The organism is Bradyrhizobium sp. 141, assembly GCF_023074055.1.
Classification (GTDB): Bacteria; Pseudomonadota; Alphaproteobacteria; order Rhizobiales; family Xanthobacteraceae; genus Bradyrhizobium.
In genome coordinates this window covers 115,740-128,580 of record NZ_JADPKR010000058.1, presented here as the reverse complement: position 1 = coordinate 128,580, position 12,841 = coordinate 115,740, and the positions used below count along the sequence as shown (strand labels likewise).

The following is a 12,841-nucleotide window of genomic DNA, read 5'->3' as shown; positions in this document are numbered from 1 at the left end:
TCGCGCGGGGGAGAGCCCCCAGTGTGGAGAGAGCCCCCACCCGGCGCTTCGCGCCGACCCCCCCGCAAGCGGGAGAGGTTGGGGCGCCCGCGGCGCGACTGGTTCAACTTAGCGTCACGTGTCTCTAGGTCTTGCCGCCCCAATCGCCCAGCACCGCCTGCACCAGCGCCAGCGCCGCCACGGCGGCGGTGTCGGCGCGCATGATCCGGGGGCCCAGGGCCAGCCGGAGGATCTTGGGCTGCCGCAGCAGCAGGGCCCGTTCCTCTTCGGCAAAGCCGCCTTCGGGGCCGATCAGGACGTCGATACCCTGTCCGGCCGCCCGCGCGGCTTGCAGGCTCTGAACGGGGTTTTGGACCTCCGCCGCCTCGTCGCAGAAGATCAGCAGGCGGTCGGCTGGACGCTGGCTGAGGAAACGCTCCAGCGGCACCGGTTCGGCGACACTGGCGATGCTCAAGATACCGCATTGCTCGGCAGCCTCGACGACATTGGCGCGCATTCGCTCGGTGTTGACCCGGGAGGCCTGGGTGAACCGGGTCAGAACCGGATGCAGTGCGGCGGCGCCCATTTCGATGGCCTTCTGGACCATGTAGTCGAGCCGGGCGTGCTTGAGCGGGGCGAAGACGTAAGCGAGGTCGGCGAGCCGGTCCTGCGGCCGGGTCTGCTGGAGGATGACGAGGCCGTCCGGCCGCTTGCGGCCTTCAATTGCGGCCTGCCACTCGCCGTCGCGGCCGTTGAACGCCAAAACCTCGGCCCCCGCGGCAAGCCGCAGCACATTGCCGAGATAATTGCTCTGGTCGCGGTCGAGCGTGACCCTGGCGTCCTGGGCCAGGGGGGCGTCGATGAACAGGCGGGGAGCGCGAAAATCGTGGGAGGGCATCGTTCAAAAGTCCAGTTTGGCGCCGTTATTAACCGAAAGCAGCCATTTCGGGGGTAAATATTGCCAAACCGGTGCGTCGGCGCGCCGCGCTCTTGCCCTATTCGGCGGGTTGTTAAGCGCCGGCGGGAATCGTAGAATCGCGAGCACGCTGGTTGCGCTTCAATTGAGAAGACGCCGAACCCCGTAGCTCCTGCCGGAGAGACTATCTTGATGATCCGTCATATGATGGTTCCGATCACTGCCGCCATGGTCACCCTGAGCGCCGCGGGTGCGTATGCGCAAAGCGCCTTCCCGGCGCCGTTGCCGAACCAGGCCCCTACCAGTTCCGCGTTTCCCCCGGTGAACGGCTCGGCGCCGAGCGCTTCGGTCGGCACGGCGCCGCAATCGTCGTTTCCCGTGAATGGCGCCGCGCCCGTCGGCGGCGCCGGTGCGTTCAGCGCGGCTCCGCCGACGCAGGCCGGCCCCGGCGAGGACTGCATGAAGGCGTTCATGCCCCTGCGCGAAGAAGCCGAGAAGCGCGGCAAGCTGATCAAGGCCGCGAGCGACCGTCACGCGCCGCCGGACGAGGCCTGCAAGCTGATCCGCAATTTCAGCCAGGCAGAGGCGAAGATGCTCAAGTACATCGAGGCTAATGCCGCGAAGTGCGGAATTCCGCCGCAGGTCGGCGGGCAGATGAAGGACGGCCACAAGAACACCGAGGCCATGCAGGCCAAGGTTTGCAACGTTGCGCAGCAGATGCAGCAACAGCAGGCGCGTCCGGCCGGCCCGTCGCTGAGCGAGGTGCTGGGTTCCGGCTCGGCGCCTGAGGCCAATGCCGGCAAGAAGGGCGGCAGCACCTTCGACACGCTCAACGGCAACGTCCTGACCCGATGAGCGATACATCCGCCCGCGTTGCCGATTCCACCGGCAACTGGGTCGATACGCTCGCGCCGCGATGGTCGCGGCCTTACCTCCGCTTGTCTCGCTTCGACCGTCCGATCGGCTCCTGGCTGCTGTTGATGCCGTGCTGGTGGTCGGCGGCGCTCGCGAGCGGCATGGCGCATGACGTCCGCGGCCTGCCGCTCACCATCGTGCTGTTCTTCGTCGGCGCCTTCGTGATGCGCGGGGCGGGCTGCACCTGGAACGACATCACCGACCGCGACCTCGACGACAAGGTCGAGCGTACGCGCTCGCGGCCGCTGCCGTCGGGCCAGGTGACCACGAAGCAGGCGCTGGTCTTCATGATCGCACAGGCGCTGATCGGTCTCGTGGTGCTGCTGCAGTTCAACCGCTTCGCGGTCCTGACCGGCATCGCCTCGCTTTTGATCGTCGCGATCTACCCCTTCATGAAGCGCATCACCTGGTGGCCGCAGATCGTGCTCGGGCTTGCCTTCTCCTGGGGCGCCTTGATGGGATTTGCCGTCATCTTCGGGCGCATCGATGTCACCGCGCTGGTGCTCTATGCCGGCGCGATCTCCTGGGTGATCGGCTATGACACGATCTATGCGCATCAGGACGCCGAGGACGACGCGCTGATCGGCATCAAGTCCACCGCGCGCCTGTTTGGCGCGCATACGCACCAGGCGCTGATCCTGTTCTACGGGCTTTCGGTGATGCTGATCGGCGTCGCACTGGCCTCGGGCGATGCGCGCTGGCCGGCCTGGCTCGGGCTGATCGCTTTCGCCGCGCACCTCGCCTTGCAGATCGTGCGACTCAGGATCGACGATCCCGAGCTTTGCCTGCGCCTGTTCAAGTCGAATCGCGATGCAGGCTTGCTGCTGTTTGCGGGATTGTTGGTGGACGCGGTGATACGGGCGGCCTGACGTGAGCTCGTAGGGTGGGCAAAGGCGCTCTTGCGCCGTGCCCACGATCTCTCGATGATTGACAAAAGGTGGGCACGCTTCGCTTTGCCCACCCTACGGCACTAATCCCGCTCAATTCCGCGCGATGATCTCGCGTTCTTCGCGATGAACCGGCAGCTCGCGCGCGATGCCGGCGCGGCGGCGCATCAGGAATTTCGGACGGCGGGCGCGGATCGCGTTGGCGCGACGACGACGGGCTGCGGGCTTGCGCGCGCCTTCATCGAGTTGCGGAAGCGCGAAGAGCTCGCTCCAGATCGCCCAGGCCTCAGTGAGTTCTTCGCCGTCGGCGCCGACCAGCAGCGGAACGGAGAGCGAGGGATCGCGATGCACGAGCACGAGGGCTTGCGCCTCGTCATTGCCGCGCAGCGCGACACCCGTGAAGTCGCTGACGCGGACGTTGATCGCCATCTGCATGCCGCGGACGGCACGGCGCAGCACGACACGTTCGCGATGAAGCTCGATCTGCCGGACATGACCGTCGGCGCGCGGATCGTGCGCATCGAAGCGGACCGGAAGGGAAAGTGGGTCGAGCCGCAGAGAGCGGCTCGACCCGGCGGGAGCGGCCCCGCATGTTGCTGTTTGACGCCTCACGGCTTTAGTTCTCCCCGCCGGGATTATGTTCCCGGTCGATGCGAGGACTTTAGCGCGCGGCTTTCCGAAACCGCTTAAAAAGGCTGGTTAACCCACCGTCACCGCTGCTCATGATTGACAAGAGCTTGGCGCGCATGATTGACGAGACGTTGCGCGCAAGCTGCGAATCTGAGCTTTTGGCAGGCTGAAAATGCTTGAAGTCCGCGCCATTAGGGCACATCTGTGGGTTCCAGTCCCGAACCCCCGCCCAACAGGATTTCGTTCGTGAACTCTTCACCATCCGCAAGCTCGACGCTTTCGTCCAAGGATTCCTCCAAGGGGTCAAAGGCCAGCCGCGACCTGTTCGATCAGTCCGCTTTGTCGGAGCTGGCGCAGCGGCTGGTGGAGGCGGCGAAGCGCGCCGGCGCGGATGCGGCCGATGCGGTCGCGGTGCGCGGCGTCTCGCAAGGTGTCGAGGTGCGCGACGGGCGCGTCGAGGAATCCGAGCGCTCGGAGGGCGACGATGTCGGCCTGCGCGTGCTGGTCGGCCAGCGCCAGGCGGTGGTCTCGACCAACGACGTCAGCGGCGATGCCGTCACCAAGCTCGCCGAACGCGCGGTCGCGATGGCGCGTGTTGCGCCCGACGACAAATATGTCGGCCTCGCCGATCCCGCGCTGCTCGCACGCGATTTCCCCGATCTCGACCTGCTCGATCCCGATGTGCCCGCCACCAGTGAGCTCGAGCGCCGCGCGCTCGAAGCCGAGGCTGCGGCTCTCGCCGTGAAGGGCGTCACCAAATCCGGCGGCGCCTCGGCGTCCGCGGGCATGGGCGGCATGGTGCTGGTCACCTCGACCGGCTTCCACGGCTCCTATTTGCGCTCCAGCCAGGGCATCTCGGCCACCGCCATCTCTGGCGAAGGCACCGGCATGGAGCGCGATTACGACTTCACCTCGGCGCCGCATGGCGCGGACCTGTTGTCGCCGCAAATCGTCGGCCGTTCCGCCGGCGAGCGCACGGTGGCGCGCTCCAATCCGCGCAAGGTCGAGACCTGCAAGGTGCCGGTCGTGTTCGATCCGCGCGTCGCGGGCTCCCTGGTCGGCCATGTCGTCGGCGCCATCAACGGCGCCTCGATCGCGCGCAAGACCAGCTTCCTGAAGGACAAGCTCGGCCAGCAGCTGTTCGCGAAGAACATCCGCATCGTCGACGATCCCCTGCGCAAGCGCGGCCTGCGCTCGCAGACCTTCGATGCCGAAGGCGTCGCGGTGAAGAAGATCGCGCTGATCGACGAGGGCGTGCTGACGACCTGGCTGCTCGACTGCGCCACCGCCCGCGAGCTCGGCCTCACCACCACCGGTCACGCCCATCGCGGCGTCTCGTCCTCGCCGTCACCGGGGCCGTACAATCTGCATCTCGAGCCCGGCACGCCGACGCCCGCCGAGCTGATCTCAGACATCAAGCAGGGCTTCTACGTCACCGACCTGATCGGCTCCGGCGTCAACGGCGTCACCGGCGATTACAGCCGCGGCGCCTCCGGCTTCTGGATCGAGAACGGCGAGATCACCTATCCCGTCAGCGAGGTGACGATCGCCGGCCATCTGTTCGAGATCTTCAAGTCGATGCAGCCGGCGAACAATCTCGAGTTCCGCTACGGCGTCAATGCGCCGACGGTGCGCATCGAGGGTTTGACGCTTGGCGGACGTTGAGGCGAACTCCCCGGGCGAAACCATCCTGACGCGCGACGCGGCGCTGCTGCAAGACACGGTGCGAGAAGCGGGTGCGCTGGCGCAATCGATGTTCCGGACCGAGCTGAAGAAGTGGACCAAGGGCGCCTCTTCGCCGGTGTCGGAAGCCGACATCGCCGTCAACGACCTGCTCGAAGCGCGCCTGCGCGCGGCGACGCCGGATTATGGGTGGCTCTCGGAGGAGAGCGCCGACGACGCGGCACGGCTGTCGCGGCGGCTGACCTGGATCGTCGATCCCATCGACGGCACGCGCAACTATCTCAATGGCCACGACGACTGGTGCGTCAGCGTCGCGCTGGTCCAGGATGCCGCGCCCGTGCTGGGGGCGGTGTTCGCGCCGACGACCAATGAGTTCTTCTTCGCCGCACGCGGCCAGGGCACCACGCTCAACGGCGCGGCCGTGCAGGCTTCGCCCGGATCCGCGCTCGACTTCTCCCGTGTCGCCGGCCCGAAACCGCTGGTCGAGCGGCTCAACAGCTCAGGCAGCGAGATCAAGCTGCATCCGCGAATCGGTTCGCTCGCGCTGCGCCTGTGCCGGGTCGCCCATGGCGCGCTGGATGCGGCCTTTGCGGGGGGCAACAGCCATGATTGGGACCTTGCGGCGGCCGATTTGATCGTGCAGGAAGCCGATGGTAGGATGAGCGATCTCTCCGGAGAACCCATCCTCTATAACCGCCGGGAAGTGGCGCACGGGGTGCTGGTGGCAGCGGGGCGCGATCGTCATGCGGGCATTGTCGCGCATTTTCGAAACCGTCCCATAGCCTAAGGCGCTTTTCGTCGTGCTTGCCGAACATTGCTTTGCCGGGCAGCCCGTTAGGAACAGAACTCATGCCAGATAGTGCCCCGCAACAACTGCTTCACCTCGTCGTCGGCGGCGAGCTCGTCGATCTCGAGCACAACGTCTTCAAGAATCTCGACGACGTCGAGATCGTCGGCCTCTATCCGAACTATGCCACCGCCCACGCCGCCTGGCGGGCCAAGGCGCAGAGCACGGTCGACAATGCGCAGATGCGCTATTTCATCGTCCATCTCCACCGGTTGCTCGACCCGAATCAAGAACCGGCGCGTTGAAAAAACTGCTTCGCAATACGCTGCGAAGCAGCTGGTTTCAGCGTGCCGTCGGGGTTCTGGCGGCCGAATATCTGCGTCTGGTCTGGCGGACCAACAAATTCACGTTCGATCCGCCCGATGTCTATGACATCGTCGAGCCGCAGATCCCGGCGATCTTCGCGTTCTGGCACGGCCAGCATTTCCTTACCCCCTTCATCAAGAACAAGGATTCCTATCGGGCCAAGGTCCTGATCTCCCGTCACCGCGACGGCGAGTTCAACGCCATCGCGGTGGAGCGGCTCGGCATCGGTTTGATCCGCGGTTCCGGCGATCATGGCAGCGCGTTCCACCGCAAGGGCGGGGTCGGCGCCTTCAAGGAAATGGTGCGGACGCTTCAGGACGGCTGTAATGTCGCGCTGACCGCCGATGTCCCCAAGCGCGCGCGCGTGGCCGGGCTCGGCATCATCATGCTGGCACGGGAATCGGGGCGGCCGATCATGCCTTTCGCGATGGCGACCAGCCGCTTCATCCGGCTGAAGAACTGGGACCGCACCACCATCAATCTGCCATTCGGGCGGGGCGCATTGGTCGGCATCAAGGAAATCCACGTTCCCGCGGATGCCGACGCCGCCACGATGGAAGCGCTGCGGCTGGAGCTGGAAGAGACGTTGAACGAGGCGACCCGCCGCGCCTACGCGCAACTCGGCCGCCCGGGGCCTCAAGATGCCTAAATCGCTGCCCATTGCGCTGCCGATCACGCTGCGGATGTATCGGCGCCTCGCCTCCGGCCTGGTGCCGCTTGCGCCTGCGCTGATCAAGCGGCGGCTGAAGCAGGGCAAGGAAGATCCTGCGCGCGTCGGCGAGCGGCGGGGCCTGTCCCGGGACGTGCGGCCGCACGGCCCGCTGGTCTGGATCCACGGTGCCAGTGTCGGCGAGGTGCTGGCCGCAGCGGCGCTGATCGAGCGCCTTCGCGATCTCAACCTGCGCATCCTGCTCACCTCGGGCACCGTCACCTCCGCCGCCGTGGTCGCAAAGCGCTTTCCGCCCGACGTCATCCATCAATACGTGCCGTTTGACTCGCCCCGCTATGTCGCGCGCTTCCTTGACCATTGGAAGCCGTCGCTGGCGCTGTTCATCGAATCCGATTTGTGGCCGAACCTGATCCTCGCCGGCGCAGCGCGCCGGGTGCCGATGGTACTGATCAACGGACGGATGTCGCCGCGCTCCTTCCCGCGATGGCAGCGCATGCACGGCACCATCTCGGCGCTGCTGTCGCGGTTCGACATTTGCCTGGCGCAGTCGAAGACGGATGCCGAGCGCTTCTCCGCGCTTGGCGGCCGCGACGTCGCCACCACGGGTAATCTCAAGCTCGACGTGCCGGCACCACCGGCCGATCCCGCCAAGCTCGAGCGGTTGATGGCGATGACGCGCGGGCGGCCAATCATCGTCGCGGCCTCGACCCACCCGGGCGAGGACGAGATGCTGGTCGCGGCGCATCGCAGTCTCGTCGGTTTCTTTCCGCAGCTGCTCACCGTGATCGTGCCGCGGCATCCCGATCGCGGCTCCTCGATATCAGGTTTGATCACGGCCTCGGGCCTGAAGCCGGCGTTGCGCTCACGCGAGGAGCTGCCGACCGCGACGACCGACGTCTATGTCGCCGACACCATGGGCGAGCTCGGCCTGTTCTATCGTCTGTCGTCGATCGTGTTCATGGGTGGATCGCTGATCCATCATGGCGGGCAGAACCCGATCGAGGCGATCAAGTTAGGTGCCGCGATCGTCCATGGACCGCACGTCTTCAACTTCGCCGATGTCTATGCGGCGCTCGATGGCAGCGGCGGTGCGCGGCAGGCCGACACGCAGGAGGCGCTGGTCAAGCAGCTCGGCCAGTTGCTGGCCGACCCCGTCATGCGCGACAAGATGCAGCGCGCAGGCAGCGGCGTGGTCGAACAGCTCGGCGGCGCACTGGAGCGCACCATGACGGCGCTCGAGCCCTATCTGTTGCAATTGCGGATCGAGATGGGGGCCGCCAATGCGTGAGCCGGCCTTCTGGTACCGGCCTCGCTCCTTCACGTCGTATGCGTTACAGCCGCTGGGTCTGCTCTACGGCGCGATCACCGAACGGCGCATGCTGCGCCAAGGCGCAGACGCCGGCATTCCCGTGATCTGTGTCGGCAACTACCATGTCGGAGGCGCCGGCAAGACGCCGACCGTGCTGGCTCTGACGAGACTTCTGCGCGAGCTCGGCGAGACGCCGGTGGTGCTGAGCCGCGGCTACGGCGGACGGCTGAAGGGCCCGGTGATGGTCGACCGCGGGCGCCACACCGCCGCCGATGTCGGCGACGAGCCCTTGATGATGGCGCGCGACGTCCCTGTTAGCGTCGCGCGCGACCGCCTCGACGGCGTCGCGCTGGCGAAGTCGCAAGGCGCCACCGTGATCCTGATGGACGACGGTTTCCAGAACCCGCGCCTGCTCAAGGACGCCTCCCTGATCGTGATCGACAGCGAGCGCGGCCTCGGCAATTGCGAGGTGTTTCCCGCCGGTCCCTTGCGCGCGCCGCTGAAGGCCCAGCTTGCGCGCACCGATGCGCTGGTGCTGATCGGCGATGGCCGTGCCGCCAACGACGTTGCGGCAGAGCTTGCCAAGCGCGACAAGCCGGAGCTGCGCGCGCGCCTGAAACCGAATGCGGCCTCGCTCGCGCAGCTGTTCGGTAAGCGGGTTCTCGCCTTCGCCGGCATAGGCGATCCCGAGCGCTTCTTCCGCAGCTTACGCGCCGGCGGCATCGACGTCGCGCGCACGCGGCCATATCCCGACCATCACATGTTTTCGCGCGAGGAGATCTCAACGCTCGCCGCGGACGCCCGGCGCGAGCAGCTCACGCTGGTGACGACGGAAAAGGACCTCGCACGCCTGCGCGGCAGCGAGGACGTGCCTGATGACATCGTGCCGTTCGCCGTCCAGCTTGAGTTCGATGATCCCGCCGCGATCCGGCAATTGATCAGCGATCATCTCTACAGGGCGCGCGAGCGGCGGTTCAGCACGCGTTGATCTCGGACATAAGGCAACGTCTCTGCCGTAGCCTGAAAAGCAGAGTGGCGCGACCGGCGAATCCTCTTCCGCGCGTTCGGGAGTTGATGTAGCCTTCGATGAGAGCCGTCACCGGGACGTGCCGAACTCCCGGCAATCATCGACGGCGTTAGTGCCCACGGCGGGCAACGCATCTTCATCATGTCAGGCGCAGCGGCCGTAGCGACCAGTTCGGGACGGCACGGAGAGTTATTGCCAAATATCAGAGGAGAACATGCCATGCATTTTTGCCTCACCGGACAATACACACCACGCGCTCTCAACGCCATTTTGGAAAACCCCACGACGAATCGCCAGGAAGCGGCTAAAAAACTTATCGAGGCGGCCGGCGGAAAGCTGATTTCGATGTACAGCGTTGCGGCCGACGGCCCAGGCGTTTTGGTGATTTTCGATGTGCCTGATCCCAGCGCGGCTCCGGCCATCTCTGGCCTGACCGTCACGGCGGGCACCCTGCAGAACGTGAAACTCACTCGGTTGTTCACGCAGGATGAGATCAAGCAGGTCCGTCAGAACGCGGCGAAGCTGCGTTCTTCGTATACCCCGCCTGGAAGCTGACATCCGGATTTGAAGCGGAGCCGCCGCAGTACCAAGCGGCGGCAACGCTCACATCACGAAACAATCACGTCTGCAGACCGAGAAGACTTTCCGGCATCTATTGGCCGACAATGGAAAACGGCGCGTGCTGCGTTCGTCTGTCCTTGCTAGCTGACCTGGTAATCGTCCGCGATCGCGGTTCAGCAGTCGGTCATGTTCACCACGCCCCGGCGGCCATCAATCCGATGATGGTCAGGCACGAGACGCAGGCGACCATGACGGTATAAGATTCGGGTGTGTTCATCGCTTCTTCCTCCCAAACTGTTGCCAATTGCTTGGTCACTGCTACGCGGGAGAGATCGCCGGTCCTGGGCGGTTTCAATTCGGTGCGCCCCGGCCGGACTTGCGCTGCGCGTCTGTCCTACTATCGTCATCCTGAACCGCGGGATGATGATGCGCTTCGAGAGCTTCAGAACGTTCGGCTGCGATCAGAAGCTGTTTGCGCATTTCAGCGAGGCGGGCGCGGCAATATTCACGATAGAGCCTGTCTAGTATGGTGGGCATGATCACCCCCATCGTTGACTTTCGATTTACAGATCTGCCGCCGCGAATTTTTTGAGGTGATCGTAGCCCGTCATGTGGCTCTTCGATATGAGCCCGTTCACAGACTGCGCCAATCCAAAGTTCGATGGCCGTTTGGTTGACTTGATTGTCTGTGCGATAAAAGAGCAGGGCCAGTTACCTAACACGCACTATAGCAGCCCTCTGTTTCACCAAGACTTCGTCAAACAACTTAAGGGCGCCAAGCTACAACAAAAATTCCAACCACAGCGCGAAATGACTTACCTCGGAGTGCAAGAACTCTTCGATGCAACGCAGATCGGCACGAGGGAAGTCAGTACAGTGTGAGAGTCCCAGTCAGGCCACGCGTGACCACGTTTCCATCCCGTTGCCGCGTGGAAAGCGCACCAATCGTGTTGCCCCGGCGAGGCAATCCTGCTTGGCGCAGTCCTGCCGGAGCCCGCCATTCAGGCGACATTCATCGCAGAACTTCTATCGATCTCGGACGATCAGGAGAATTCGATGAAACTGCCGTCTGCGTTCGTCGTCGTCAGCCTCGTGTGTCTGATCATTGCGCCGGTGTCCGCACAAACGACGCCGTCCGCTGCTCCCACCACCGTGCCGGTTCCTGCGACCAAACGCGTGACGTGTCTTGCCACGACGGCGAGCTTGAAGGGGCAGGACAAGCGCGACCAGCTACAGCTCTGCCTGGCGCAGGCACGGCTCGATTGCCTGAAGCAGGCGATCGATCAGAAGGTCGTCGGTGAATCCAGGAAGAGTTTTGTCAAGACCTGCGTGGGCGGCGATGGCACGGAGCCCCAATAGCCGAACCATGCCAAGAGTTGGATCTTGTAGGGTGGGCAAAGCGAAGCGTGCCCACGTTGCTCGTCGCGGTCTTGGTGAGACGGTGGGCACGGCGCGTTGCGCCTTTGCCCACCCTACGAGCGCCGAAGGATCACGATTGCTGCGGTTTCGGCGCACCGGGAAAATGCCGCTGCAGCACGGCGGCCGGGGTGGCATAGGCCTCTTGCAAATCCACGCTCCAGTACTTCAGCTCGTCGAGCGGAATCCGCGTGTCGGTGATGGCACAGCGCACGAATGTCCCCGGCGAGATCACGCGGAAGTCGCCGTCGAGATACTGCACCTGCGCTTCGCCATGGCCCGAGGGGCCGAACTTGTTCAGCACGGTCGAAAGTCTCCGTGGAAGGCCTCTCCGTGGCAAACCCTGGAGGGCACGATGTGGTGGACGGGATGTAGCATAGATAGGGCGGCTTGTCCGCCCGGTAAACCCACCGGTTTGTGATGTTTTGCCGCCGTTTCCGCATGATAGCGCTTGCGCGAAGGATCGCTGGTTCCGGCACCTCCTACGGCAGAGTCCGATGCGCCTTCGATTGACCACCCTAGTCCTGACGCTTTTGATGTCGGCCGCGCGCGCCGCGCCGGCGCCGCAGCCGGTCGACATTCCGCTGGCGTCCGGCGTCCTCCATGCGCAGCTCTACAAGCCTGAAGGAGCGGGCCCGTTTCCGACAGTGATCGCGTTGCATGGCTGCGGCGGGCTCAGTGGCCATTCCGATCCCGTGCTGCCACGCTATCGCGATTGGGCCGAGCGCCTGCTGAAGGCGGGCAATGCCGTGCTCTTGCCCGACAGCTACGGCTCGCGCGAGCTCGGGCCGCAATGCCGCGTCAAGGAGATGCACGTCAAGGCGCGGCGTGAGCGCGTCACTGATGTCGCAGCATCGCGCGCCTGGCTGATGAAGCAGTCTTGGGTGGTGCGCGACCGCGTCAGCCTGATGGGCTGGGCCAATGGCGCGAGCGCGCTGCTCTGGGCTGTGCGCCCGCAGAGCGCGGCGCGCGATCTGGGGCCCGATTTTCGCGCTGCGATCGCATTCTATCCTGACTGCCGAATTTCCGCCGGGCTTGGCTGGAGTACGCGGGTGCCGACCCTGGTGCTGATCGGCGCCGATGACGACGTCTCGTCGCCGCCGGCCTGCCGCCAGATGGTCGAGGGCGCGCATGGCCGTAGCGCGCTCGCGCGCATCGTGGTCTATCCCGGCGCCTATCACGATTTCGACCGCGCCAACACGCCACTGCACGCAGCTGCCGGCAGCAACGATGCCGCCGCGCCCGACCGCGGCCATCTCGGCACGGATGCAGAGGCGCGCGCGGAGTCGCAGAAGGAAGTCGCGGAGTGGCTGGCGCGGTGATGAAGGTCCCGTAGCCCGGATGAGCGACTTGTCTCGCCGTAGCTCGCAGAGCGAAGGCGGAAGCGGGGCCGCCCGAGGAACAAATTCAGGCGGGCAGCCCCGCATCGACCACCGCCCTGCACGGAAAATGGCCGACCGTGAATCTACGGGTGGCGAACGGCTGCGGTTTCAGCCCGTGACGGCGCCTTAGTTCGACCACGATGTCGATTAAACGCAATCCTCATGCGCATCGCCCTCTTCTGCTCCGCCCTGATCGTCTTCACCGTCGCGATCTTCCTGTATGAGGCCCATGCCGGCGCTCCACAGCGTGCGCCGGAACACTGCGGCTTCTGGACCACGATCGACGCGGGATTGTCGTGTAGATAGAGCCACG

At 65.1% G+C, this 12,841-nt stretch carries 16 protein-coding genes; 13 read left to right on the top strand and 3 right to left on the bottom strand.

Annotated elements, in window-relative coordinates:
* Positions 1–124: 124 nt before the first annotated feature.
* Complete coding sequence (locus IVA81_RS17375) at positions 125–877, bottom strand: 16S rRNA (uracil(1498)-N(3))-methyltransferase (RefSeq protein ID WP_247320169.1); 753 nt, start codon at positions 875–877, stop codon at positions 125–127.
* A 210-nt stretch (positions 878–1,087) separates the two neighbouring features.
* On the opposite strand from IVA81_RS17375, the gene IVA81_RS17370 reads away from it, so the two are divergent.
* Positions 1,088–1,750 carry a hypothetical protein gene (locus IVA81_RS17370; RefSeq protein ID WP_247320177.1) on the top strand — a complete coding sequence of 221 codons (663 nt, stop codon included), beginning with the start codon at positions 1,088–1,090 and terminating at the stop codon, positions 1,748–1,750.
* Positions 1,747–2,679 (top strand): 4-hydroxybenzoate octaprenyltransferase, encoded by a 933-nt coding sequence (ubiA, locus tag IVA81_RS17365; protein WP_247320167.1) that lies wholly within the window; start codon positions 1,747–1,749, stop codon positions 2,677–2,679. Before IVA81_RS17370 ends, ubiA begins: the two co-directional genes overlap by 4 nt.
* A 111-nt stretch (positions 2,680–2,790) precedes the next feature.
* On the opposite strand, the gene IVA81_RS17360 is transcribed toward ubiA, so the two are convergent.
* On the bottom strand, positions 2,791–3,309 hold the full coding sequence (locus IVA81_RS17360; RefSeq protein WP_247320166.1) for a DUF6101 family protein: 519 nt from the start codon (positions 3,307–3,309) through the stop codon (positions 2,791–2,793).
* A 264-nt stretch (positions 3,310–3,573) separates the two neighbouring features.
* Here IVA81_RS17360 and IVA81_RS17355 point away from each other — a divergent pair, with 264 nt between their 5' ends.
* From IVA81_RS17355 to IVA81_RS17315, 9 genes are all read left to right on the top strand, one after another.
* Positions 3,574–4,992, top strand: coding sequence for a TldD/PmbA family protein (locus IVA81_RS17355; protein ID WP_247320164.1), 1,419 nt, complete (start codon positions 3,574–3,576; stop codon positions 4,990–4,992).
* Positions 4,979–5,797: a 3'(2'),5'-bisphosphate nucleotidase CysQ gene (locus tag IVA81_RS17350; RefSeq protein ID WP_247320162.1), complete on the top strand. Its 819-nt coding sequence runs from the start codon at positions 4,979–4,981 to the stop codon at positions 5,795–5,797. Before IVA81_RS17355 ends, IVA81_RS17350 begins: the two co-directional genes overlap by 14 nt.
* Positions 5,798–5,859: 62 nt before the next feature.
* Positions 5,860–6,102, top strand: coding sequence for a DUF4170 domain-containing protein (locus tag IVA81_RS17345; RefSeq protein ID WP_247320159.1), 243 nt, complete (start codon positions 5,860–5,862; stop codon positions 6,100–6,102).
* Positions 6,099–6,812, top strand: coding sequence for a lysophospholipid acyltransferase family protein (locus tag IVA81_RS17340; protein ID WP_247320156.1), 714 nt, complete (start codon positions 6,099–6,101; stop codon positions 6,810–6,812). The genes IVA81_RS17345 and IVA81_RS17340 overlap by 4 nt, the downstream gene beginning before the upstream one ends.
* A complete protein-coding gene (locus IVA81_RS17335; RefSeq protein ID WP_247320155.1) occupies positions 6,805–8,121 on the top strand; it encodes a 3-deoxy-D-manno-octulosonic acid transferase in 1,317 nt (438 codons plus the stop codon). The genes IVA81_RS17340 and IVA81_RS17335 overlap by 8 nt, the downstream gene beginning before the upstream one ends.
* Positions 8,114–9,130 carry a tetraacyldisaccharide 4'-kinase gene (lpxK, locus tag IVA81_RS17330; RefSeq protein WP_247320153.1) on the top strand — a complete coding sequence of 339 codons (1,017 nt, stop codon included), beginning with the start codon at positions 8,114–8,116 and terminating at the stop codon, positions 9,128–9,130. The genes IVA81_RS17335 and lpxK overlap by 8 nt, the downstream gene beginning before the upstream one ends.
* A 258-nt stretch (positions 9,131–9,388) precedes the next feature.
* Entirely contained in the window at positions 9,389–9,724 is a 336-nt protein-coding gene (locus IVA81_RS17325; protein WP_247320151.1) for a GYD domain-containing protein, read from the top strand.
* Positions 9,725–10,339: 615 nt separating this feature from the next.
* Entirely contained in the window at positions 10,340–10,612 is a 273-nt protein-coding gene (locus IVA81_RS17320) for a hypothetical protein (RefSeq protein WP_247320148.1), read from the top strand.
* Between the two features lie 174 nt (positions 10,613–10,786).
* Positions 10,787–11,089, top strand: coding sequence for a hypothetical protein (locus IVA81_RS17315; protein WP_247320146.1), 303 nt, complete (start codon positions 10,787–10,789; stop codon positions 11,087–11,089).
* Between the two features lie 130 nt (positions 11,090–11,219).
* Here IVA81_RS17315 and IVA81_RS17310 read toward each other — a convergent pair whose 3' ends face one another.
* Positions 11,220–11,450 (bottom strand): DUF2093 domain-containing protein, encoded by a 231-nt coding sequence (locus IVA81_RS17310; protein WP_246931492.1) that lies wholly within the window; start codon positions 11,448–11,450, stop codon positions 11,220–11,222.
* A gap of 193 nt (positions 11,451–11,643) precedes the next feature.
* Here IVA81_RS17310 and IVA81_RS17305 point away from each other — a divergent pair, with 193 nt between their 5' ends.
* Positions 11,644–12,468: a dienelactone hydrolase family protein gene (locus IVA81_RS17305; RefSeq protein WP_247320144.1), complete on the top strand. Its 825-nt coding sequence runs from the start codon at positions 11,644–11,646 to the stop codon at positions 12,466–12,468.
* Between the two features lie 222 nt (positions 12,469–12,690).
* Positions 12,691–12,834: a hypothetical protein gene (locus tag IVA81_RS17300; RefSeq protein ID WP_247320142.1), complete on the top strand. Its 144-nt coding sequence runs from the start codon at positions 12,691–12,693 to the stop codon at positions 12,832–12,834.
* The last annotated feature ends 7 nt before the right edge of the window (positions 12,835–12,841 follow it).

What these genes read in the sequence shown, in the direction of transcription:
- IVA81_RS17305 (WP_247320144.1), top strand. Translation starts at nt 11,644, where the DNA reads ATGCGCCTTCGATTGACCACCCTAGTCCTGACGCTTTTGATGTCGGCC.
- IVA81_RS17315 (WP_247320146.1), top strand. Translation starts at nt 10,787, where the DNA reads ATGAAACTGCCGTCTGCGTTCGTCGTCGTCAGCCTCGTGTGTCTGATC.
- IVA81_RS17300 (WP_247320142.1), top strand. Translation starts at nt 12,691, where the DNA reads ATGCGCATCGCCCTCTTCTGCTCCGCCCTGATCGTCTTCACCGTCGCG.
- IVA81_RS17345 (WP_247320159.1), top strand. Translation starts at nt 5,860, where the DNA reads ATGCCAGATAGTGCCCCGCAACAACTGCTTCACCTCGTCGTCGGCGGC.
- IVA81_RS17325 (WP_247320151.1), top strand. Translation starts at nt 9,389, where the DNA reads ATGCATTTTTGCCTCACCGGACAATACACACCACGCGCTCTCAACGCC.
- ubiA (WP_247320167.1), top strand. Translation starts at nt 1,747, where the DNA reads ATGAGCGATACATCCGCCCGCGTTGCCGATTCCACCGGCAACTGGGTC.
- lpxK (WP_247320153.1), top strand. Translation starts at nt 8,114, where the DNA reads ATGCGTGAGCCGGCCTTCTGGTACCGGCCTCGCTCCTTCACGTCGTAT.
- IVA81_RS17335 (WP_247320155.1), top strand. Translation starts at nt 6,805, where the DNA reads ATGCCTAAATCGCTGCCCATTGCGCTGCCGATCACGCTGCGGATGTAT.
- IVA81_RS17320 (WP_247320148.1), top strand. Translation starts at nt 10,340, where the DNA reads ATGTGGCTCTTCGATATGAGCCCGTTCACAGACTGCGCCAATCCAAAG.
- IVA81_RS17370 (WP_247320177.1), top strand. Translation starts at nt 1,088, where the DNA reads ATGATCCGTCATATGATGGTTCCGATCACTGCCGCCATGGTCACCCTG.
- IVA81_RS17375 (WP_247320169.1), bottom strand. Translation starts at nt 877, where the DNA reads ATGCCCTCCCACGATTTTCGCGCTCCCCGCCTGTTCATCGACGCCCCC.